Here is a 21729-nt window from a genome sequence, read left to right as displayed (position 1 = left end):
TCCCGTTACGCCGGCTTTACGTCGACCAAAACTGCATGATCGCCGCGCGGGGCTGGCACCGCGCGGGGCTGGCACCGCGCGGGGCGGGGCACCGCGCGGGGCGGGGCACCGCGCGGAAGGGCGGGGCGGGGCACCGCGCGGAAGGGCGGGCACCGGCGGGGGTGGGGTGAGGGTGGGGTTACTTTGGGGGTGGGGGGCGCCATTGGGCGGCTACGGTGGCGGCGCTGCCCAGGATGCGCGGGGTGATGGTGTTGAGGGCCACGTCGCGGGCGCGTAGTGCCAGGCGACCCCGGGTCTGGAGCACCGCGGACATCCGGCGGGTCTGACGGACCACGGCAGCCGCGCGGGGACGACGCGCCCGGTCGTACGCGAGCACCGCGTCGGGCAGCGTCGACTCGCGCAGCAACGCGGCGAGCGTCGCAGCGTCCTCGAAGGCCAGACACGCCCCCTGTCCGAGGTGCGGCGGCATGGCGTGGGCGGCGTCGCCGAGCAGCACCACCCCGCCCGGCCCGAGCGGGAAGCCGTACGCCTTCGGCAGCGGGCGCAGCTCACGGATCTCCTGCTGCACCAGATCGTCCGGCTCGGTGGCGGCCAGCAACTCGTCTACCGGTCCGGGCCAGCCGGCGTACCAGCGGCGTAGCAGCGCCAACTGTGTGTGCGGCGGCTCGGGTCGGGCGGCGCCCGCAGCGGTGGCCATCCAGTAGATGCCACCTCGGCTGGAGGCACCGGAGGAACCCCGTTCACCGAGCGAGGCGGCCACGAACCGGTAGCCGGCACCGAGGATCTCGCCGCCGACCGACTCGGGCAGGATCGGCGCCCGGTACCAGGGAATCACCGCCCGCCAGGCGGCGCACCCGGAGCTGACCACGCCCGCCTCCGGGGCGAACTGACGGCGGATCACGCTGTCGACCCCGTCCGCCGCCACCACCAGGTCGGCTTCGTACGTGTGCCGGCCGTCGCCGACCGCCGGGCGTTCACCCGGTGCCGTGCGTACCGTCCGCACGGTCACCCCGGTACGCAGCTCGACCCGGTCGCCCAGCCCTGCGATCAATGCGTCGTGCAGGTCCTCCCGGTGTACCACGACGGGGAGACGCTCGACCGGGACCGGTCGTGGCTGCACCAGCCAGTGGCCGTCGGGACGGCGTACCCCACCATCGGGCAGCGGAGTGGCGACCGCGTCCAGGCCGGCGCCGAGGTCCAGGGCACGTAGGGCGCGGACCCCGTTCGGCCAGAGCACGACGGCGGTCGGCTCCGGGCGGATCCGGTCCGCCCGCTCCAGGAGAGTGACCTGCCAGCCGGATCGGGCCAGCGCACCCGACACCGCCAGACCGCCCAGTCCGCCGCCGACCACCACCGCGGTCCGCATACCGGCCCCCTCGTTCAGCTGTCGCGCTCGGCGGGCCGAGCCGAGGCGGCCGCCTCACCGTCGGCGGGCGCGTCGTCCGGCCGCTCGCCGGCCGTGGAGCCGCCGTCGGGCTGCCCTGCGGCGGTCACCGAGTCTCCACCGGCCCTGGAGGCATCGGTTTTGGAGGCATCGGTTCCGGAGGTGTGGGCCCCGCCGGTCGCGGAGGCGCCGGTCGGGTCGGTCGGCTCGGGTGGCGCCTCGCCGGTCTCCTGCCAGTGCCGGAACTGCTCCTCGCTGACCACCCGGTAGCCCTCCGGCGCGGGCGGCTGCTCGCCGGCCTGCCGAGCGGACAGATCCACCTGGGAGACGTCGGAGGTGGTCGTGGACGCGGTGGCCGGCGCGCCGACCGGGACAAGGTACTCGCGCGGGCCACGGACCAGCAGGAAGTAGGCTAGCGCGCCGAGGAAGACCAGCGCGGCGGTCCAGACATTGAGCCGTACGCCGAAAATGGTGTTGGCCTCGTCGGTGCGCATCATCTCGATCCAGAAGCGCCCGGCGGTGTAGCCCATCACGTACAGCGCGAACGCCCGGCCCCGGCCGAGCCGTAGCTTACGGTCGAGATAGAAGACCAACCCGGCGACGCCGACGTTCCACAGCGCCTCGTAGGCGAAGGTCGGGTGGTAGAGCCCCTCCTCCAGGATCGGCCGGCCCGCCTCGTCGCGCAGCGCCTGCCCGCCGTCCATCCGGTGGATCTCCAGCCCCCACGGCAGGTCGGTCCGGCCGCCGTAGAGCTCGTTGTTGAACCAGTTACCGAGCCGGCCGATCGCCTGAGCCAGGGGCAGGCCGGGTGCCAACGCATCGGCGACCACCGCGAACGGGATGCCGAGTTGTCGGGCGGCGAGCCAGGCGCCGACCGCGCCACCGGCGACCGCGCCCCAGATCCCGAGCCCACCCTCGTGGATGTAGAAGATCTTGATCGGTTCACCGCCGGTGCCGAAGTACGCCGCCGGTGAGGTGATCACGTGGTAGATCCGAGCGCCGATGATGCCGGCCGGCACCGCCCACAGAGCGATGTCCAACACCGCGCCGGGAGCGACTCCGCGCTGCCGCAACCGCCGGTCGGTGACCCAGCAGGCCACCACGATGCCGGCGATGATGCAGAGCGCGTACGCCCGAAGGGGAATCGGCCCGAGGTGCCACACGGCGGTACTCGGGCTGGGGATGGCGGCCAGGTACGTCGGCGAGGCGAGACTCACGGCCGCACCCTACCGCTGCCACCCACCTCACCGTCACCCCGGCCCACCCACCCCCAACACTCCCGGCCCTCGCGATCTTGCACTTCCCGCCTCCACAAACCCTGACATCAAGGGCATTCCACCGACCAAAAGTGCATGATCGGCGGATAAACGGGCGGGGGTGAGGGAGGGAGGGAGGGGCTAGGCGGGGGTGGGGGTGGGGTGGCGGACGCCGGTGGCCAGGTCGGTGCTCAGGGTGGAGAGGGCCGACAGTGCGGTGGACTCGTCGGGGGCATCGAGCAGGCAGCGGATCAGGGCGCTGCCGACGATCACGCCGTCCGCGTACCCGGCCACGGTGGCAGCCTGGGCGCCGGTGCCCACCCCGAGCCCGACTCCGACGGGCAGGTCGGTCACCGCACGAACCCGGGACACCAGCACGGGCGCCGCCTGGGAGGTCTGCGTACGGGCACCGGTCACCCCCATCAGGGCGGTGGCGTAGACGAAGCCACGGCAGTGTTCGACCGTCATCGCCAGCCGCTCATCGGTGGACGAGGGCGCCACCAGGAACGTGCGGTCCAGCCCGTGTGCGTCCGAGGCGGCGAGCCACTCGTCGGCTTCCTCGGGGATCAGGTCGGGCGTGATCAGCCCGGTGCCACCGGCTGCGGCGAGGTCCCGGGCGAACGCGTCGACGCCGTACCGCTCGATCGGGTTCCAGTAGGTCATCGTGACCACCGGCGCACCGGTGGCCGTGACCTCCTCGATGATCCGCAGCGCGTCCCGGGTGCGTACGCCGCCGGCCAGGGCGATGTCGCTGGCCCGCTGGATGACCGGGCCGTCCATCACCGGATCGGAGTACGGGATCTCCAGCTCGATGACGTCGACACCGGCCGCCACCATCGCCTTCATCGCCGCGATGCTGCCCTCGACGGTGGGGAACCCGGCCGGCATGCAGCCGATCAGCACCGCCCGGCCGTCCGCCCGGGCCTTGTCGAAAGCCACCCCGATCCGGCTCATGCCGACTCTCCGTCCAGGATGCCGAAGTACTCACCGGCGGTGTGCACGTCCTTGTCGCCCCGGCCGGAAAGGTTGACCACGATGGTGGGCTGCCGACCCAGGTCGGCGGCGAGCTTCCCGGCGATGGCCAGGGTGCCGGCGAGCGCGTGTGAACTCTCGATCGCCGGGATGATCCCCTCGGTACGGCAGAGCAGCTCGAACGCCGCCATCGCCTCGTCGTCGGTGACCGGCAGGTAGCTGGCCCGCCCGGTGTCGTGCAACCAGGCGTGCTCCGGACCGACGCCGGGATAGTCCAGGCCGGCGGAAATCGAATGCGACTCGATCGTCTGACCGTCGTCGTCCTGGAGCACATAGGTGCGGGTGCCGTGCAGCACGCCGGTGGATCCACCGGTGATGCTGGCCGCGTGCCGGCCGCTGGCCACCCCGTCGCCGCCGGCCTCGAAGCCGTACAGCCGTACCTGCGGGTCGTCGACGAAGGCGTGGAAGATGCCCAGCGCGTTGGATCCGCCGCCGACGCAGGCGGTGACCGCGTCCGGCAACTCGCCGGTCAGGTCGAGGCACTGCTGCCGGGCTTCGTCGCCGATGCCCCGGACGAAGTCGCGGACCAGAGCCGGGAACGGGTGCGGGCCGGCGGCCGTGCCGATCAGGTAATGCGTGTCGTCGACGTTGGCGACCCAGTCGCGCATCGCCTCGTTCATCGCGTCCTTGAGCGTACGGGAGCCGGTGGTCACCGGGACGACGGTGGCACCGAGCATCCGCATCCGGGCCACATTGAGCGCCTGCCGCTCGGTGTCGACCTGACCCATGTAGACCACACAGTCAAGGTCGAACAGGGCGGCGGCGGTGGCGGCGGCGACGCCGTGCTGACCGGCACCGGTCTCGGCGATCACCCGCTTCTTGCCCATCCGCCGGGTCAGCAGCGCCTGGCCGAGCACGTTGCGGACCTTGTGCGCGCCGGTGTGGTTGAGATCCTCCCGCTTGAGCAGCACCCGGGCGCCGGCCCGGGCGGAGAAGCGGTGGGCTTCGTACAGCAGTGACGGGGTGCCCGCGTAGTCACGCAGCAGGGCGGCGAACTCGGCGCGGAACGTCTCGTCGGCCATCGCCGTACGGTGTGCGGCGCCCAGTTCGTCGAGGGCGGCGACCAGCGCCTCCGGCACGAACCGCCCGCCGAAGCGACCGAAGTGACCGGCGGCGTCCGGGAACTGCGCAGCCGGGCCGGCCGGTGCCTCGGTGCTCATGCCATGACCTGTGCGCTCATCGGGGATCCTCTCCCTCGGAACTACAGCCGGTACGAGGTCAGCGCACCGGGCGGGGTGTGGCCGGGTGGTTTCCGGCGTTGACCAGTTCGGCCACCGCCTCGCGGGGGCTCTTCTTGGTGACCAGGCCCTCACCGACGAGCACCGCGTCGGCACCTGCGGAGGCGTACCGGATGAGGTCGTGCGGCCCGCGTACGCCGGACTCGGCGATCTTGACGACGCTGCTCGGCAGACCGGGTGCGATCCGCTCGAACACCGACCGGTCGACCTCCAGGGTACGCAGGTCGCGGGCGTTGACCCCGATCACCTGCGCGCCGGCCTCCAGGGCCCGGTCGGCCTCTTCCTCGTCGTGCACCTCGACCAGTGCGGTCATGCCCAGCGACTCGATCCGCTCCAGCAGGCCGACCAGCACGTTCTGCTCCAGTGCGGCGACGATGAGCAGCACCAGGTCGGCGCCGTGCGCCCGGGCCTCGTGCACCTGGTAGCTGGAGACCACGAAGTCCTTACGCAGCACCGGGATGTTCACCGCGGCCCGCACCGTGGCGAGGTCGTCCAGCGAGCCACCGAACCAGCGCCCCTCGGTGAGTACGCTGATCGCCCGGGCACCACCGGCGGCGTACTCGCCGGCCAGATCGGCCGGGTCGGCGATCTCGGCCAACTGGCCCTTGGACGGCGATGAGCGCTTCACCTCGGCGATGACGGCGACGCCCGGCCGGCGCAGGGCCGCGTACGCGTCCAGCGGTGGTGGAGCGGCGGCGGCGAGTTCCCGGATCCGCTCCAGCGGAACCTGCTCCTGCCGCCGGGCCACGTCCTCACGGACGCCGGCCAGGATCTCGTCGAGCACGCTGGCGGGGGCGGCCGACGAACCGGCTTCGTCCCCCTCGGCGTGCGCATGCTCAGCAGTCACCAACGGACTCCCCTCTCCGGGTGTCATGGGCCGATGCTAGGGGGCCCTGCCTGGCACCGCCCGCCGGGGGTATGGCGCTCCTCACGAAATGGGCTGGGGCATAATGGCCGACTTGCGCAAACGCCCCGTGACTCTACGTCACCACTCCATCGACAATCACCCATATCGACGCCCGGCCGACCCGATCGACGGGATACTACGACCGCCGTCGATGCTGTGAGCTAGCTCAAGGACGAAGGACCCTTCGCCTGGTCAGGGCGGCTGCCGCAGAGTTGACGTTGCAGTCATCACTACGAAACGTGAGCCGCGCAGCATCGTTCTCGGGCAGACTCAATGACGCGCCTGCCCCATCACCACGACGATCTCTCCCGGGGTGCTCATGAGTTCCTCTGCGCCGCACCAGACCATCGGACTCACCACCATCTCGCGTACCGTCGCGTCGCTCGCCGTCGGTGTCGTCCACACGGTCGAGCGCGCCGTGGTCGGGCCGACCCGGATCCGGACCGCGCGCGGCAACGCCTGGGAGGCCATCTGCGCCGATCGGGCCCGCGCCGACCAGCGAGCCGCCCTGGATCAACTGGTGGCGGAACTCGCCGCGGCCCGGGTCCGCGACCGGCAATCCGTCAGCTGACCAGCCCACCGCACAACAGCTCGCCAGCCCGACTGGACCCCACCACTCAACAGGTCGCCGAACTGGCTGCGCCCCCGCTGAGCAGTTCCACGCCGATTCGCCCTGCCCGCACTGCGCACCCGCCTGCGGCGGCGGCCTCTCATGATCACGCTCGATCTGGGATCGAGTGGCCTCACGGCGATTCTTTGCCACTCGATCCAGGATCGAGCGTGACCTTGGCCGCTGATCCCAAATTCTGGATCGCTGGTCTCAAGAAATGAGCGCAACGCTCACGCCGGGCCACCCGACGCCCAATGCCCGGGGACCTGACGCCCGCAGGTCCTGACGGCCGGCCGGCCGTCGCCATCGCGACTGGCCGGCTGTTGCCACGTCTGCTCGGTCGCCACGGCACCGATGACCAAGCTGTCCGAGGGGACCGCAGGGGCCTGTCCGGGGGGATCGCAGGGGCTCAGCGCACCGTGGGGTCTTCGCCCCGGTCCAATGCCTCCCAGGCGTCCACGGTGCCGGCACCCCGGATGGGGCCGGACGTGTCCGCGTCTCGCCGCGATCGGCGTTCGTAGCGGGCGCTCATCGCCGGCCAACGGTTTCCGCGCAGCGCGGTCAACGCCCCGCCGGCCGCCGCCATCAGGCCACCGAGCAGGGTGAGCGCCGGCCACTGCGAACTGACCCGGTCGCCGAGGTCCGCCAGCAGCCCGTAGCCACCGCCACCGGCCAGGGCCAGGCCGAACAGCGCCAGCAGCGCACCGAGCACCCGACGCAGCCAACCTCCGGTGGCCAGCACCGCACCGCCGCCGGCCAGCCCCACCAGGGCTAGCGCCGGCAGCCAGGGCAGCAGTCGCGCGCCGGTACCCCCTTCGTCGAGGGCAGACGACGTGGTGGAGTCCACCACCCAGGTGCGGGTCACCGCCCAGAGCGCCAGCCCCGCGCCCGCCAGGCAGAGCAGCACGGCGTACGCCAACTCACGCCGCTCGGGCACCCGCCGCGCCACCTCGGAGGTTGTCATCTCACTCACCGGCTCAGTCTCCCGCCACGACCGCGACGACCACCGGGCGGGTCATCGGGCCGGCCTGAGGGTTTCCGCGGCGGCGATGGCCGCCAGCACCGCGGCGGCCTTGTTCCGGGTCTCCTGGTCCTCGGCGGCCGGGTCGGAGTCGGCCACCACCCCGGCACCGGCCTGCACGTAGGCCCGACCGGCACGCATCAGGGCGGTCCGGATCGCGATGGCCATGTCGAGATCGCCACCGAATCCGAAATAGCCGACCGTGCCGCCGTAGAGGCCCCGGCGTACCGGTTCGAGTTCCTCGATGATCTCCATGGCCCGTACCTTCGGCGCGCCGGAGAGGGTGCCTGCCGGGAAGGTCGCGGCGAGTGCGTCGAAGGCCGTGCGGTCCTCGCGCAGCGTGCCGACCACCGTCGAGACGATGTGCATCACGTGGCTGTACCGCTCGATGGTGGCGAACTCCGGCACCTCGACGGTGCCGGGCCGGCAGACCCGACCCAGATCGTTACGCCCCAGGTCGACCAGCATCACGTGCTCGGCCCGCTCCTTCGGGTCGGCGAGCAACTCGGCGGCCAGGCGGGCGTCGGCCTCCGGCGTGGCGCCACGCGGACGGGTGCCGGCGATCGGGTGCAGCAGGGCCCGCCGCTCGCCGTTCTCCTCGATGCTCACCTTCAGGTGCGCCTCGGGCGACGATCCGACGATGTCGAAGTCGTCGAAGCGCAGCAGGTACATGTAAGGGCTGGGGTTGGTGGTGCGCAGCACCCGGTAGACGTCCAACGGGTCGGCGGCGGTGTCGCGTTCGAACCGTTGGGCCAGCACGATCTGGAAGCACTCGCCCGCCCGGATCGCCTCCTTGGCCGCCTCCACCGCCTTGGGGTAGCCGCCGTCGGGGGTGCGGCTGCGTACCTCACCGACGGGTGGGCGGTGCACCGTGGAGACCATCGGCGGGATGGGCCGGGACAGCGCGGTGGTCATCGCGTCCAGCCGGCCCACCGCGTGATGGTAGGCGGCGGCGACCGACGTCTCGCGACCCGGTTCGTCCAGCGGCGGCAGGATCGCGTTGGCGACCAGGATGGCCGAGCCGTCGAAGTGGTCGAGCACCACCAGGTCGGTGGCGAGCATCATGCCCAACTCGGGTACGGCCAGGTCGTCCTCGGTGAGCGCGGGCAGCCGCTCGAACCGCCGGATCAGGTCGTAGCCGAGGTAGCCCACCATGCCGCCGGTCAGCGGGGGCGTGCCGTCCTGCGGATCGCCCGGTGGGCCGGCCAGCGCGGCCACCGTGGCCCGCAGCACCTCGACCGGGTCGCCGGTGGTCGGCAGGCCGGCCGGCGGCGTGCCGAGCCAGGCTGCGGCGCCGTCCCGCTCGACCAGCGTGGCGCTGCTGCGTACGCCGACGAAGGAGTATCGGGCCCAGGCCAGCCCCGCCGAACCGACGCCCTGCTCGGCGGACTCCAGCAGGAAGGTCCCGGGGCCACCGGCGAGCTTGCGGTAGACCCCGACCGGTGTCTCCGCGTCGGCAAGCAGCCGGCGGGTCACCGGCACCACCCGCCAGCGGGCGGCCAGTTCGGTGAAGGTGGCCTCGTCCGGGCTCACCCGACCGTCGGTCACGAGGTCACCTCGCCGGTGACCGGAAGCTCGGTGGAGAAGCAGGTGCGCTGGCCGGTGTGGCAGGCGGCACCCACCTGGTCGACGCTGACCAGCACGGCGTCGCCGTCACAGTCCAGCGCGACCGAGCGGACGTACTGGTGGTGGCCCGAGGTGGCGCCCTTGACCCAGTACTCCCGCCGGCTGCGCGACCAGTAGGTGGCCCGGCCGGTGGTCAGGGTGCGGTGCAGGGCCTCGTCGTCCATCCAGGCGACCATCAGCACCTCACCGCTGTCGTGCTGCCGGACCACGGCGGCAACCAGACCGTCGGGGGTCCGTCGCAGCCGGGCGGCGATCGCCGGATCGAGCCGGGACGGCCGGTCCGGGCCGCCGGATGGTTGCGACGCTTCGCGGTGGGCGCCGGTCACCGGCGCGTCAGGTACGGGCACAGTTAGCCATTGTCCCGCACGCGGAGCGGGTACCCCAGCGGGCTCCCGACCGCCGGACGGCAGCACCCCGACCTCTTCCGGGCCGCCGGGCTCGGGCGCGTCGGCGGGCTGGGGCGGACCGGCGGGCCGGCCCAGCTGGGCCACGTAACGGTCCAACCGGCCGTCGAGCAGGGCGTCGGCGAGATCCGCGCCCCCCGCCTCGGTCACCTCGGCAGCGTACGGACGGATCAGTGGGAGGGTGCCGGCCACCAGGCGGCCCGCCGCCGCCCACAGTTGGCCGGTCGAGCCGGGCCGCCACCCGAGGCAGCGCAGCATGTCCTCGCGATAGTTGGCCGGGGCCACCGGCAAATCCAGCGCGGCGGCGAACGCCGACCGGCGGGACACCACCCGGACGGAGGGGTTCGCCAGTCGCAACACCGACGGGCAGAGCCGGGCCAGGTCGGCGGCGGCCAGCCGGGCCCCGAGCCGGTCGTCGGCGTCCCGGGCCGAGGCCACCTTGCCGAGCGTGGCGATCAGTTCCTCCAACCGTGGCTCGTCGGCCGGCTGGCAGAGCACCGGCAGGTCGATCCGGGCCCGCCAGCGCGGATCCGCCCACAGCAGCCGGGCGGGGGCCGTCACGGGCAGGCCGAACGCCCAGTCGGCCGGCTCGCCGAGTCGGGTCACCCAGGACCGGACGTCCCGAGATGCGACCGAGACGTGGGTCAGTCGGCCGGAATGCTCCGCGAAGTAGGCCCGGCGGACCGCGTACGGTGCACCGCCGACCAGCACGTCGACGTCGACGTCGCTGTGGGCGGTGGCGGCCCGGCGGGCGTGGCTGCCGCGGAGCAGAATGCCCACCACGGGTCGGTCGGCGCTCGCCCGCAGCCGTGCGGTCCAGTCGTCGTAGAACCGACTGTCCGCTGACGGAGCGTGATCCACCGCGCCATCCTGCCGTACGCCCGATCTGGGCGCAATGCCCGATGGCAGACTTTGTGTCCGTTACGAAGTTACTCGCCCACGCTGTCGCGTCAGCCGGGCCCGTCCCGCCCACAACGTCAAAGACCCGCCACATCTTGCTCCGCCGAGATGAACTCAACTAGCGTTGATTTCAACAGATGATGAGTTGTCGGGAGGTGGACGATGGTCGACGCGATCGCCGTCCGGGGCCTGGTCGTGGACCGGGGCGGGCGGCGGATTCTGGACGGCATCGACGCCGCCGTCCCTGCCGGCTCGGTCACCGGGCTGCTCGGGCCGAGCGGAAGCGGCAAGACCACCCTGATGCGGGCGATCGTCGGGGTGCAGGTGATCCTTGCGGGCACGGTGACCGTGCTGGGTCAGCCGGCCGGCTCGGCACGCCTGCGCCACCGCGTCGGCTACCTGACCCAGGCGCCGAGCGTCTACGCCGACCTGACGGTCCGGGAGAACGCCCGCTACTTCGCCGCCCTGCACGGGCGAGGTGCGGCCGAGGCGGACCGGGCCGTGGCCGACGTCGGGCTGGCGTCGGCGGCGCGGCAGTTGGTGGGCAACCTCTCCGGCGGGCAGCGCAGCCGGGCGTCGCTGGCCTGCGCCCTCGTCGGCGATCCGGAGCTGGTCGTGCTCGACGAACCGACGGTCGGCCAGGATCCGGTGTTGCGCGCCGACCTCTGGGCCCGCTTCCACGAACTGGCCGCGACCGGGACGACCCTGCTGGTGTCGAGTCACGTGATGGACGAGGCGGCCCGCTGCGACCGGCTGCTGCTGATCCGCGACGGACGGCTGATCGCCGACGACACGCCGGACGCCGTCCGGGCTGCCGCCGGAGTGGACGACCTCGACGAGGCCTTCCTGCGGCTGATCCGGGCGGGCGAGACGAACCGCACCGGGGAGGCGGGATGAACGTCCGGATCCTGTTCGCCACCGTCGGGCGCATCCTGCGCCAACTGCGGCACGACCGGCGGACCGTGGCCCTGCTGCTGGTCGTGCCCACCCTGCTCCTCACACTGGTCTACTACATGTACGCCGACCAGCCCGCCGTGCCGGGAACGCCGTCCGCCTTCGACCGGATCGCGCTGGTCATGCTCGGCTTCTTCCCGTTCATCATCATGTTCCTGGTGACCAGCATCGCCATGCTCCGCGAACGGACCACCGGCACGCTGGAACGGCTGCTGACCACCCCGCTGGCCAAGGCCGATCTGCTCTTCGGGTACGGCATCGCGTTCGGGCTGGCCGGCGCGGTGCAGGCCACCGTCGCCGCGGCCGTGGCGTACCGGGTCTTCGGCCTGCACACCGCCGGCAGCAGCGGGCTGGTGATCATGATCGCCGCGTTGAACGCGGTGCTCGCCGTCGCGCTCGGGCTGCTGTGCAGCGCCTTCGCCCGCACCGAGTTCCAGGCCGTACAGTTCATGCCGGTCGTGGTCGCGCCACAGCTGCTGCTCTGCGGGTTGTTCGTGCCGAGGGAGCAGATGGCCGGCTGGTTGCAGGCGGTCAGCGACGCGCTGCCCCTGACGTACGCCGTCGAGGCCCTGCAAGAGGTCGGCGCGCATGCCGAGCCGACGGCGACGATGTGGCGTGACGTGGTCGTGGTCGCCGCCGTGACGGTGCTGGCGCTGGTGCTCGCCGCGGCCACCCTGCGACGACGCGGCAGTTGACGCCCGTGTCCAGGCTCTCGGTATCAGCCTGGACGTGACGTGGCATCGAGCGAAGGAGGACGATGGCACGGCGCACCGGCCGACGCCCCGGCAATCCGGCGACCCGCGAGGCGATCCTCGAAGCGGCCCGGGCCGTCTTCGGGCAACGCGGGTACGACGGCAGCACCATCCGGGCCATCGCCTCCGCCGCCGACGTGGACCCGGCCCTGGTGCACCACTACTTCGGCAGCAAGGAGCAGCTCTTCTTGGCCGCCATGCAGGCGCCGGCCGATCCTCGGAAGCTGTTGCCCATGGTGCTCACAGGTGACCGCGCTGGCCTCGGCGAGCGGCTGGTGCGTACCTTCCTCTCGGTCTGGGACTCGCCCGCCGGCACCGCCGGGATCGCCCTGCTGCGCTCCGCGGTCAGCAACGAGTGGACCGCCCGACTGCTGCGCGAGTTCCTCACCGTCCACGTGCTGCGCCGGATCTTCGACCACCTCGACGTCGACCCGGTGGAGGTGCCGCTGCGCGGGTCGCTGGTGGCCAGCCAGCTGATCGGGCTGGCGGTGATGCGGCACGTCGTCCGGCTGGAGCCGATCGCCTCCGCCGACCCCGACGCGCTGGTCACCCCGATCGCCCCCACCATCCAGCGCTACCTCACCGGCCCGCTGTCCGAGCTGCCCGGCTGATCAGCGGGTCTGTTCCAGCCAGGAGGCGTAGAGCAGGGCGTAGACGGAATCCGGATCGGCGACCAGCTCATCGTGCGGGCCGCGCTGCACGATCCGGCCCCGGTCCACCACGATCACCTCGTCGGCGCTCTGCGCCGTGGAGAGCCGGTGCGCGATGGCCAGGGTGGTCCGACCCCGGGTCACCGCGTCCAGGGTCCGTTGCAGCCGGACCTCGGTGGCCGGGTCGACGGCGCTGGTCGCCTCGTCCAACACCAGCAGGTCCGGGTCGGCGACGTACGCCCGGGCCAACGCGACCAGTTGCCGCTCCCCCACGCTCAGCGCCTCACCGCGCTCACCGACGCCGGTGGCCAGCCCGGCCGGCAGGCCCTCCAACCAGTCACTCAACCCCAGCTCGGTGAAGGCGGCGGTGAGTTGCTCATCGGTCAACTCCGGGCGACCGAAGCGGACGTTGTCGGCGACGGTGGCGTCGAACAGGAAGCCGTCCTGCGGCACCATCACCACCCGGGAGCGCAGCGACTCGAACCGGACGTCGGTCAGCGGCACCCCGGAGAGCAGCACCTCACCCTGCGTCGGATCCATCAGCCGGGTGAGCAGCTTGGCGAAGGTGGTCTTGCCGCTGCCGGTCTCCCCGACCACCGCCACCCGGCTCTTCGCCGGGATCTCCAGACTGACGTCGTGCAGCACGGTCGGGCCGTTCGGGTAGGCGAAACTCACCTCGGCGAAGCGGATGTCCAGCGGACCGGATGGCAGTTGCCGCCCTCGCTCGCCCGGGTCGGCCACGTCGGGAGACACGTCCAGCACATCCAGCACCCGGCGCCAACCGGCGATCGCGTTCTGCGCCTCGTTGAGCACCTCCGTGGCGATCTGCACCGGCTGGATGAACAGCGTCACGAGGAACAGGAACGCGGTGACCTCACCGATGCTCAGCGTCTGATCGGCGCCGAGGAACACACCGACGACCACCACCCCGGCCAGCGCCACCCCGGCGGCCAACTCGCCGACGGAGCTACCCAGGATGCTGATCCGGATCGCCTTCTGCTGGGCCTGCCGTTGGCTGTCGATCGCCCCGTCCAGCCGCCGGGCGGTCCGCCCGGCGACGCCGTACGCCCGGATCACCGGCGCGCCCACCACGCTCTCGCCGACCGCGCCGAGCAACGCGCCGGTACGCTGCCGGACCACCCCGTACGCGGCGGCCAGCCGACGCTGGAGCAGCCGGATCACCAAGACCGCCGGCACGAAGGCGGCGAAGACCACCAGGGTCAACTGCCAGGAGTACACCAGCATCACCACGGTGGTGACCGCCAACTGCCCGAGATTGACCAGCAGGATCACGCCGCCCCACTGGAGGAACTGGGTGATCTGGTCGACGTCGCTGGTGACCCGGGAGACCAGCGAACCACGCCGCTCGGACTGCTGGTGCAGCATGGACAGGTCGTGCACGTGCCGGAAGGCCCGCACCCGTACGCCGGCCAACGCCGTCTCGCTGACGGTGAACAGCCGGCGCATCATCAGGTAACCGCAGGCGGTGGTCACCACCAGCACGGCAGCGGTCACCGCCACCACGGTGAACAGCGCGTTCAGGTCGAGCCCACCGACGATGCCCCGGTCGATGCCCTGCTGCACCGCCACCGGTACGGCCACCCGCCCGATCATGTAGACCAGTGCCAGGCCGAGCGTGCCGGCCAGCCCGACCCGCAACTCCGGCGAGAGGGCCAGGCCACGGCGCAGCGTCCGCCAGGTCGACTCGGCCGGCGACGCCTCCGCGACCACGTTCCCGCTCACCGGTATCCCCCTCCGTTCCCGACTGCGGGACTCCGCTGCGCTGCGTTCCTCGCGGTCACCCGAGCCCCCCTTCGTTCCCGACTGCGGGACTCCGCTGCGCTGCGTTCCTCGCGGTCACCAGCCCCCTTCCGTTCCCGACTGCGGGACTCCGCTTCGCTGCGTTCCTCGCGGTCACCGTTCCACCTCCAGGCCGGAGGCCAGGGGGGTGACCTCGTCGTAGTCCGCTTTGCTCTCGTGGTCGACCTCGGCCTGTTCGTAGGCGGTGACCAGGTCGGCGTAGCCGGGCACGGTGGCCAGCAAGGTCGAGTGGGTGCCTCGGGCGAGCACCCGACCCTGCTCCAGGTAGATGACCTCGTCGGCGAGCGCGATGGTGGCCCGGCGGTAGGCCACCACCAGGATCGACGCGCCGGGACCACCGGCCGCCGACGAGCGCAGCCCGGCCAGGATGGCCGCCTCCACCCGGGGGTCGACCGCGCTGGTCGCGTCGTCGAGCACCAGCAGCCGGGGCCGCCCGGCCAGCGCCCGGGCCAGGGTGAGTCGTTGCCGCTGACCGCCGGAGAGCGAGGTGCCCCGCTCCCCGACCATGGTGTCCAGCCCGTCGGGCAGAGCGGCGACGAAGCTGTCGGCCTCGGCCAACCGCAATGCGGCCCAGACCACCTCGTCGTCGACGCCCGGCCGGTCCAGCGAGACGTTCGCCCGGATCGTGTCGTCGAAGACGAACGGCACCTGCGCCACCAGCGCGGCGTTGGCGGCGAGCGAATCCGCGGTCAACTCCCGCACGTCCACGCCGTCGACGCGGACCGTACCGGATCGTGGATCCACCAGCCGTACGGCCAGTGCCGCGATGGTGGACTTGCCGGCCCCGGTCGGCCCGACCAGGGCGACGGTCTTGCCGGCCTCGACGGTGAAGGACACCTCGCCGAGCACCTGCGCGCCGGGCAGATGCGCCTCGGCGGGTTCGTAGGCGAAGTTGACGTCGGTGAAGGTGAGCGAGGCCGGCGCGGTGGTGGGGGCGAGCCGCCCGTCGCCGTACGGCATCTCGCCGGTGGCGTCGAGCACCCGGCTGACCCGGTCCCACCCGGCGACGCTGCGCGGCAACTCGGCCAGCACCCAACCGATCGCCCGTACCGGGAAGGCCAGCACGGTGAACAGGAAGGCCACGCTGACCAGTTCCGCCACGTCGATGGCGCCCTGGCGCAGGCGGTACGCGCCGACCACCAGCACGGCCAGGGTGCCGAGGCCGGGCAGGGTCTCCAACATCGGGTCGAAGATGCCGCGCAGCCGACCGACGGAGATCAACGCGTCGCGGAGCTGCCCGGCCCGGTCGGCGAACCGGGCGGTCTCCTGGCCCTCCCGGCCCATCGTCTTGACCACCAGCGCGCCGTCGAAGCTCTCGTGGGCGATCCCGCTGACCTCCGCCCGCAGTCGTTGAGCGCGGGCCTGGCGTGGTGCCATCCGCCGGGAATAGGCGACGTTGAGCGCGAACAGTGCCGGAAACACGGCCAGCCCGACCAGCGCGAGCGCCCAGTCGGTGAGGAAGAGTGACGACACCGCCCCGACCAGCATCACCAGGGTGCCGACCGCGAAGGGCAGCGGAGCGATCGGCTGCCAGGCCGCCTCCACGTCGGAATTCGCGTTGGACAGCAGCGTGCCGGTCGCGTTGCGGTGGTGCCAGGACAGCGGCAGTTCGAGGTAGCGGCGGGTGACCCGGCGCCGGTAGTCGGCCTGCAGGCGGTACTGCATGTAGCCCGCGCCGAGTCGTCGGCCGAAGATGCCGACCACCCGCAGCACGCTGAGCCCGAACAGCGCCGTGGCCGCGAGGGTCAGTGCGCTCACCCCGACCGAACCGGTCTCGATCGCCGGGACAACCACGTCGCCGACCACCCGGCCGACCACGAACGCGCTGGCCACGACCATCGCGCCGAAGAGCACGCTGCCGCCGACCGCGACGGCGAAGATCCTCGGCTGTTCGCGGATGGCCCGTCCCAGCACGGCCAGCCCGCGACCGAGCACGTCCCGACTAGTACCGCTCGCCACTGTCTCCCCCGCCGTAAGCCGCCACTATCCTCTCTCATCCTTACCGTTGCCCGCTCGTCCCGCCGACCCCCGCTGATATGTCCGACGTCACCCCCGAGTGGTTGAACCCGGCGCGACGGCACTCCGGCAGAACGACCGGGATGCGCCTACCATCGCTTTCATGTCGCGGTACGCCCGATCGGAGCGCGAGGCGCTCACCGACCTGATGTCGACGCTGGGACCGGACGCCCCGACCATCAACGAGGGTTGGACGGTCCGCGACCTCGCGGCGCACCTCGTGGTACGCGAGCGCCGGCCGGATGCCGCCGCCGGCATCCTGCTCGCGCCGCTGCGCGGCCATGGCGAACGGATCCGCCAGCAGGTCGCGGCGGGCGACTGGGCCGAACTGCTGGACCAGGTACGCCATCCTCCGGTGTGGAGCCCGGTGAGCAACCCGCTGACCGACGAGTTGGTCAACACCCTGGAGTTCTTCATCCACCACGAGGACGTACGCCGGGCCCAGCCGCAGTGGCGACCGCGTGAGTTGCCGGCGGGGCTGGACCGGGCACTGTGGCGGCGCAGCTCGACCCTGGCCCGCATGGCGCTGCGCCGCTTCCCGGCCCGGGTGCTCGTCCAGGCGCCGGAGCACGGCCAACTTGTCACCGGGCGGGGCGGTGAACCGCTGCGCCTGATGGGCGCACCGGGCGAGCTGATCCTGTTCCTGTCCGGTCGGCAGCGGGTGGCCCACGTGCAGATCGACGGTGCCGCCGGCCTGACGGATCGGCTACGCGACGCCAAGCTGGGCCTTTAGCCCACTGTTCAGAACCGGCCATGGAACACAACCGAAACGTTATGCATCCAAAACCTTGCGTCAATCGACGCTCCCGTACTCTGGCCGCGCCGCTCCGCCCGGAGCGACGGAACGGGAACTGATGCGAAGCTTTGCGCTTTCGGTACTGCGGGAGCCCCCCTTCACCGGAGCCCAGCACGACGACACCGAAGCGGTGGCACGGGAGAGTGAGGACTGGGCGCAACGCCTAGGGCTGATCAATAACGGCCAGCGACTGCGCCGGGCGGATGCGGCCGGGCTCGCCAGCCGGGCCTGCCCACAAGCGCCGCGCGACCGCCTGCGCCTGCTCTCCGATCTGATCTCGTGGCTGTTCGTGATGGACGACGCCTGCGACGAGGACGGCCTGGGCAGCGATCCGACCCGTCTCGCGCCGACCGTTGCGGCCCTGCTGGACGTGCTGGACCGACACGGCGAGCCGGGTGCCGCACCGGCCTGCGGCCCGCTGGGACCGGCGCTGGCCGACCTGTGCCGACGGGTACGCGTCTACCGCCGACCGGCCGTGCTGCTGCGGTTCACCGCCGCCATGCGGGAGTACCTGCTCGCACTGCTGTGGGAGGCGGCCAACCGGGAGCACGACCGGGTCCCCCCGGTGCACGAGTACGTGCAGATGCGCCGACACACCGGCGGCGTGTTCCCCAGCCTCACCCTGACCGACCTGGCCCTGGACGGCTTTCCGCCGGCCGAGCGCCGGGCCGATCCGCAGTGGGCCGCCCTGGACCTGCTCGCCGCCAACCTGATCTGTTGGTGCAACGACGTCTTCTCCTACCGCAAGGAGCACCGGACCGGGCCGGACGCGCACAACCTGGTCACCGTGCTGAGCGCGGAGACCGGGGACGAGACGGCGGGGATGCGGGCTGCCGCGGCCCGCTTCAACCACGAACTCGGCACCTACCTGACCACGGAAAGTGACCTGCTGGCTCAGCACGGCGAAGCGGTACGGCCGGCGTTGGCGACGCGGCGGAACTGGATCCGGGCGACCTACGACTGGTCCCTGGCAGCGGAACGGTACGCCTGAGACGAGCGTTTCGGACCGGGCTCGGGCCGGTGGCTGATCGACAGGGCTAGCCGACGCCCTGGCACAGGCAATACCCTTCGGTAACGAACACCGACGTGACGACGGTCACGCCTCCACCCCTGAAGGCGGCTACAGCGATGGCTCTCGATGTACCGTACCGTTCCATTCCTGACATGTTCCTCAAGCGCGTGGCCGCCACCCCGGATCGCCACGCTTTCGGTCGCCCCGGCCCGGACGATTCCCCGGTCTGGCTGACCTGGGCACAGGTCGCCGACCGCGCCAAGGCGGTCGCCGCAGGCCTGCACGGCCTGGGCGTCGGCCAGGAGGATCCGGTGGCGATCCTGGCGAACACCCGGCTCGACTGGGTCATCGCCGATTTCGGCATCATGTGCGCCGGCGGCGCCACGACCACGGTCTACCCGACCACCGAACCCGAGGACGCCGCCTACATCATCTCCGACTCCGGGTCGAAGGTGTTGTTCGCCGAGGACCCCGGCCAGGCGGCGAAGATCGCCGATGCGCAACTGCCCGCGCTGACCCACGTGATCCTCATCGACGGGGACCCCGACCCGTCGGCGACCATCCCCCAGCTCACTCTCGCCCAACTCGAACAGCAGGGCGCCGAGCGGCTCGCCGACGATCCGGAGCTGATCGACCGCCTGGTCGCCAAGATCGGCCCCGACCACCTGGCCACCCTGATCTACACCTCCGGCACCACCGGCCGGCCCAAGGGCGTCGAGCTGCTGCACGGTGGCTGGTGCTGGGAGGGTGTCGCGCAGGAAGCGGTCGGGCTGCTACGCGACGACGACCTGCAGTACCTCTGGCTTCCGCTGTCGCACTCGTTCGGTAAGACGTTGCTCTGCGGGGCCACCCACGTCGGCCTGCCGACGTACGTCGACGGCCGGGTCGACAAGCTGGTCGAGCTGCTCTCGGTGGTCCGGCCGACGCTGATGTGCGGTGCGCCCCGGGTCTTCGAGAAGGTCTACAACAAGTCGGTGACCACCGCGCAGGACGCCGGCGGCGCCAAGGCGAAGATCTTCGCCTGGGCGGTCGGCGTCGGCAAGGAGAAGGTCGCCCTCGAACAGGCCGGCAAGCCACTGCCCGGCGGGCTGAAGGTCAAGTACGCGGTGGCCGAGAAGCTGGTCTTCAGCAAGCTCCAGGCCCGGCTCGGCGGCCAGATCCGGGTGCTGGTCTCGGGTGCCGCCCCGCTCAGCCCGGAGATCGCCACCTTCTTCGCCGCCGCCAACCTGCCGATCTCCGAGGGATACGGGCTGACCGAGTCCAGCGCCGGCAACTTCGTCAACCCGCCCGACGGGCTGCGCATCGGCACGGTGGGCAAGGCGATGGGTGACCTGGAGTGCCGCATCGACACCGACGGCGAAATCCTGATCAAGGGCCGCCCGGTGATGCGCGGCTACCACAACCTGCCCGAGGAGACCGCCGCCGCCTTCACCGAGGACGGCTTCTTCCGTACCGGCGACATCGGCAACCTCGACGCCGATGGCTACCTGCGCATCACCGACCGGAAGAAGGACCTGGTCAAGACCTCCGGCGGCAAGTACGTCGCCCCGTCGTACATCGAGGGCATGTTCAAGGCGACCTGCCCGTACACCTCGCAGGCGGTGGTCATCGGTCAGGCCCGCAACTACTGCACGATGCTGGTCACGCTCGACCCGGACGCCATCGTCGGCTGGGCCGCAGGCACGCCGTTGGAGGGTCGGCCGTACGCCGAGATCGTCGCCTCGCCGGAGGCGAAGGCCATGGTCGACGAGTACGTCGCCCAACTCAACAGCAAGCTCAACCGCTGGGAGACCATCAAGCGGGTCACCATCCTGCCGCGTGACCTGACCATCGAGGACGGCGAGATCACCCCGTCGATGAAGATCAAGCGGCGTGGGGTCGAGAGCAACTTCTCGACCGAGATCGACAAGATGTACACCGGCACGGTCGCCGAACTCTGACGGCCCGCCCGCGCGCACCTCACGAGCCGGCCCCGCCTGCGGGGCCGGCTCGGCGCGCAGGTAGGGACGTCCGGTGCTCACAGGTGACGCCCACGCCAGTCGGTCTGCTCGGCCTCAGCGGCGACCTGCTCGGCCCACGCCGTCTCGCGCACGTCGCGGCGCAGCGGCGCGTCCACCCACGTCTGCACCACGGTCGCCACCAGCATGATCCCGGTGAGCAGCGCCAGCGCCGTCACCGCGGGCATCCTCGCGGCGACCGGCGCCAGCAGCGCCAAACCGGCCACGGCGGCCAGGCTCGGCCACCGCACCAGGCGCAACACCCGCCAGCCGAGCGCCACCAACCCGAGCAGGTAGGTCGCCGCTCCGCCGTAGAGCACCGCCAGATCGAAGACGGGCAACCCACCGCCCGGGGTGCCCCGCCCGCCGATCAGTCCCTTGAGCCCCAGCGCGAACAGAATCGGACCGGCTACCAGCAGCAGATGCAGATAGGTGTACGCGTCCCGGGCCAGCACGGCACGGGCCAACCGGTCCCGGGTGCGGTGCAGCACCTGCTCCATGGCGAACGCCATGGTGTCGAAGTACGCCCACCACCACGCGCTGACCACGGCCACGGCGAGCAGCGCCGCGACGATCACCCGCCAGGTCAACGGCGACTCGTTGTCGACACCGCCGCCCAACCCGAGGGCGATGATCGTCTCACCGAGCGCCACCAGCACGATCAGCGCGTGCCGTTCCGCCCAGTGACCGGCCGACAGCACCGTCCAGCCGCTGCCGCGCAACGCAAACCCGGCGCCGTATTCCACCGCCAGCGCGACGATCCACAGCGTCAGCCGCACATTGATCTCGCCCGTCCCGGTGGCCAACGACTGCGGCAGCAGCGCGGCGGCCAGCACCAGCACCCCGACGACCAGTCCACGCCCGGCCACCAGCAGGAAATGGCGGCGCAACTCCGGATCGCCGCGGGCGAGCCAGCCGAGGATCGCCACCTGACTGGCCCGCACCGCGAAGTAGCAGACGGCGAAGACCAGCGGTCCGGACAGGTCGCCGGGCCGGTCCTGGAACGCCTGCGCCATGGCGAGGGTGAACACGAAGGCCGCGGCCGTCGTGGCGAACGTGAGGAACGGCACCGCGCCCTGGTCGGTGCGGACCACGTTGCCGACCACGGCGAAACCGGTCCACGCCCACCAGAGCAACGCCAGCACGATCAGGCACTGCACCAGCCCACGGGCGGTGGGAGTCTCCGCGGTGAGCGTGGTGACCCGGATGAAGGCGAAGACGAAGACCAGGTCGTAGAAGAGCTCCAGGCGGGTGACGCGGGAACCGGGCGCGCTCAGCCACACACCTCGCGACCTGCGCACCCCACCGACATCGCCCACTTCGGCAGTCTGCCCGCCCGCACGGCGGCGGCGT

At 71.8% G+C, this 21729-nt stretch carries 18 protein-coding genes and 1 pseudogene; 7 read left to right on the top strand and 12 right to left on the bottom strand.

Translation table 11 applies throughout. The features are described 5' to 3' along the window. Positions 1-178 precede the first annotated feature (178 nt). The 5 genes from AB0M35_RS15845 to trpC form a co-directional block, all read right to left on the bottom strand. Positions 179-1366 (bottom strand): NAD(P)/FAD-dependent oxidoreductase, encoded by a 1188-nt coding sequence (locus AB0M35_RS15845; protein WP_363745843.1) that lies wholly within the window; start codon positions 1364-1366, stop codon positions 179-181. 14 nt (positions 1367-1380) lie between these two features. Continuing rightward, positions 1381-2601: a prolipoprotein diacylglyceryl transferase gene (gene lgt / locus AB0M35_RS15840; protein WP_363745841.1), complete on the bottom strand. Its 1221-nt coding sequence runs from the start codon at positions 2599-2601 to the stop codon at positions 1381-1383. 180 nt (positions 2602-2781) lie between these two features. Then, positions 2782-3594: a tryptophan synthase subunit alpha gene (gene trpA, locus AB0M35_RS15835; RefSeq protein ID WP_363745839.1), complete on the bottom strand. Its 813-nt coding sequence runs from the start codon at positions 3592-3594 to the stop codon at positions 2782-2784. Beyond that, positions 3591-4832, bottom strand: a complete 1242-nt coding sequence (gene trpB, locus AB0M35_RS15830) for a tryptophan synthase subunit beta (RefSeq protein WP_363745837.1) — start codon at positions 4830-4832, stop codon at positions 3591-3593. Before trpB ends, trpA begins: the two co-directional genes overlap by 4 nt. 58 nt (positions 4833-4890) lie before the next feature. Then, complete coding sequence (trpC, locus tag AB0M35_RS15825; protein ID WP_363746198.1) at positions 4891-5694, bottom strand: indole-3-glycerol phosphate synthase TrpC; 804 nt, start codon at positions 5692-5694, stop codon at positions 4891-4893. Between the two features lie 442 nt (positions 5695-6136). On the opposite strand from trpC, the gene AB0M35_RS15820 reads away from it, so the two are divergent. Beyond that, positions 6137-6388 (top strand): hypothetical protein, encoded by a 252-nt coding sequence (locus AB0M35_RS15820; protein ID WP_363745835.1) that lies wholly within the window; start codon positions 6137-6139, stop codon positions 6386-6388. 448 nt (positions 6389-6836) lie between these two features. Here AB0M35_RS15820 and AB0M35_RS15815 read toward each other — a convergent pair whose 3' ends face one another. From AB0M35_RS15815 to AB0M35_RS15800, 4 genes and pseudogenes are all read right to left on the bottom strand, one after another. Further along, a complete protein-coding gene (locus AB0M35_RS15815) occupies positions 6837-7391 on the bottom strand; it encodes a Trp biosynthesis-associated membrane protein (protein WP_363746197.1) in 555 nt (184 codons plus the stop codon). Between the two features lie 51 nt (positions 7392-7442). Continuing rightward, complete coding sequence (locus tag AB0M35_RS15810) at positions 7443-8996, bottom strand: anthranilate synthase component I (RefSeq protein ID WP_363745833.1); 1554 nt, start codon at positions 8994-8996, stop codon at positions 7443-7445. Then, positions 8993-9421, bottom strand: coding sequence for a phosphoribosyl-AMP cyclohydrolase (gene hisI / locus AB0M35_RS15805; RefSeq protein ID WP_363746195.1), 429 nt, complete (start codon positions 9419-9421; stop codon positions 8993-8995). Before hisI ends, AB0M35_RS15810 begins: the two co-directional genes overlap by 4 nt. Before the next feature lie 231 nt (positions 9422-9652). After that, positions 9653-9976: pseudogene (locus tag AB0M35_RS15800) on the bottom strand (phosphoribosyl-AMP cyclohydrolase); the annotation flags it as partial. Positions 9977-10540: 564 nt separating this feature from the next. Here AB0M35_RS15800 and AB0M35_RS15795 point away from each other — a divergent pair. The 3 genes from AB0M35_RS15795 (at position 10541) to AB0M35_RS15785 (ending at position 12695) form a co-directional block, all read left to right on the top strand. Beyond that, positions 10541-11275 carry an ABC transporter ATP-binding protein gene (locus AB0M35_RS15795; protein WP_363745831.1) on the top strand — a complete coding sequence of 245 codons (735 nt, stop codon included), beginning with the start codon at positions 10541-10543 and terminating at the stop codon, positions 11273-11275. Beyond that, complete coding sequence (locus AB0M35_RS15790) at positions 11272-12027, top strand: ABC transporter permease (RefSeq protein WP_363745829.1); 756 nt, start codon at positions 11272-11274, stop codon at positions 12025-12027. Before AB0M35_RS15795 ends, AB0M35_RS15790 begins: the two co-directional genes overlap by 4 nt. Before the next feature lie 62 nt (positions 12028-12089). Beyond that, positions 12090-12695, top strand: coding sequence for a TetR family transcriptional regulator (locus AB0M35_RS15785; RefSeq protein WP_363745827.1), 606 nt, complete (start codon positions 12090-12092; stop codon positions 12693-12695). Here the strand turns inward: AB0M35_RS15785 and AB0M35_RS15780 are convergent, their stop codons facing one another. Both AB0M35_RS15780 and AB0M35_RS15775 read right to left on the bottom strand, forming a co-directional pair. Further along, on the bottom strand, positions 12696-14465 hold the full coding sequence (locus AB0M35_RS15780; RefSeq protein WP_363746193.1) for an ABC transporter ATP-binding protein: 1770 nt from the start codon (positions 14463-14465) through the stop codon (positions 12696-12698). It lies immediately after the preceding gene. 183 nt (positions 14466-14648) lie between these two features. After that, positions 14649-16514, bottom strand: coding sequence for an ABC transporter ATP-binding protein (locus AB0M35_RS15775; protein ID WP_363745825.1), 1866 nt, complete (start codon positions 16512-16514; stop codon positions 14649-14651). A gap of 160 nt (positions 16515-16674) precedes the next feature. On the opposite strand from AB0M35_RS15775, the gene AB0M35_RS15770 reads away from it, so the two are divergent. From AB0M35_RS15770 to AB0M35_RS15760, 3 genes are all read left to right on the top strand, one after another. Continuing rightward, positions 16675-17304 carry a TIGR03085 family metal-binding protein gene (locus AB0M35_RS15770; protein ID WP_363745823.1) on the top strand — a complete coding sequence of 210 codons (630 nt, stop codon included), beginning with the start codon at positions 16675-16677 and terminating at the stop codon, positions 17302-17304. Between the two features lie 121 nt (positions 17305-17425). Next, positions 17426-18358 carry a terpene synthase gene (locus AB0M35_RS15765; RefSeq protein WP_363745822.1) on the top strand — a complete coding sequence of 311 codons (933 nt, stop codon included), beginning with the start codon at positions 17426-17428 and terminating at the stop codon, positions 18356-18358. Between the two features lie 137 nt (positions 18359-18495). After that, positions 18496-20319: a long-chain fatty acid--CoA ligase gene (locus AB0M35_RS15760; protein WP_363745820.1), complete on the top strand. Its 1824-nt coding sequence runs from the start codon at positions 18496-18498 to the stop codon at positions 20317-20319. A gap of 77 nt (positions 20320-20396) precedes the next feature. Here AB0M35_RS15760 and AB0M35_RS15755 read toward each other — a convergent pair whose 3' ends face one another. Beyond that, positions 20397-21695 (bottom strand): low temperature requirement protein A, encoded by a 1299-nt coding sequence (locus AB0M35_RS15755; RefSeq protein ID WP_363745818.1) that lies wholly within the window; start codon positions 21693-21695, stop codon positions 20397-20399. Positions 21696-21729 lie beyond the last annotated feature (34 nt).

It is taken from the genome of Micromonospora sp. NPDC051196, from assembly GCF_040682415.1.
Taxonomy (GTDB): Bacteria; Actinomycetota; Actinomycetes; order Mycobacteriales; family Micromonosporaceae; genus Micromonospora.
This window is presented reverse-complemented; position numbering and strand designations above follow the sequence as displayed.

What these genes read in the sequence shown, in the direction of transcription:
- AB0M35_RS15770 (WP_363745823.1), top strand. Translation starts at nt 16,675, where the DNA reads ATGTCGCGGTACGCCCGATCGGAGCGCGAGGCGCTCACCGACCTGATG.
- AB0M35_RS15795 (WP_363745831.1), top strand. Translation starts at nt 10,541, where the DNA reads ATGGTCGACGCGATCGCCGTCCGGGGCCTGGTCGTGGACCGGGGCGGG.
- AB0M35_RS15790 (WP_363745829.1), top strand. Translation starts at nt 11,272, where the DNA reads ATGAACGTCCGGATCCTGTTCGCCACCGTCGGGCGCATCCTGCGCCAA.
- trpA (WP_363745839.1), bottom strand. Translation starts at nt 3,594, where the DNA reads ATGAGCCGGATCGGGGTGGCTTTCGACAAGGCCCGGGCGGACGGCCGG.
- AB0M35_RS15765 (WP_363745822.1), top strand. Translation starts at nt 17,426, where the DNA reads ATGCGAAGCTTTGCGCTTTCGGTACTGCGGGAGCCCCCCTTCACCGGA.
- AB0M35_RS15820 (WP_363745835.1), top strand. Translation starts at nt 6,137, where the DNA reads ATGAGTTCCTCTGCGCCGCACCAGACCATCGGACTCACCACCATCTCG.
- AB0M35_RS15845 (WP_363745843.1), bottom strand. Translation starts at nt 1,366, where the DNA reads ATGCGGACCGCGGTGGTGGTCGGCGGCGGACTGGGCGGTCTGGCGGTG.
- AB0M35_RS15815 (WP_363746197.1), bottom strand. Translation starts at nt 7,391, where the DNA reads ATGACAACCTCCGAGGTGGCGCGGCGGGTGCCCGAGCGGCGTGAGTTG.
- trpB (WP_363745837.1), bottom strand. Translation starts at nt 4,832, where the DNA reads ATGAGCACCGAGGCACCGGCCGGCCCGGCTGCGCAGTTCCCGGACGCC.
- AB0M35_RS15785 (WP_363745827.1), top strand. Translation starts at nt 12,090, where the DNA reads ATGGCACGGCGCACCGGCCGACGCCCCGGCAATCCGGCGACCCGCGAG.
- AB0M35_RS15760 (WP_363745820.1), top strand. Translation starts at nt 18,496, where the DNA reads ATGGCTCTCGATGTACCGTACCGTTCCATTCCTGACATGTTCCTCAAG.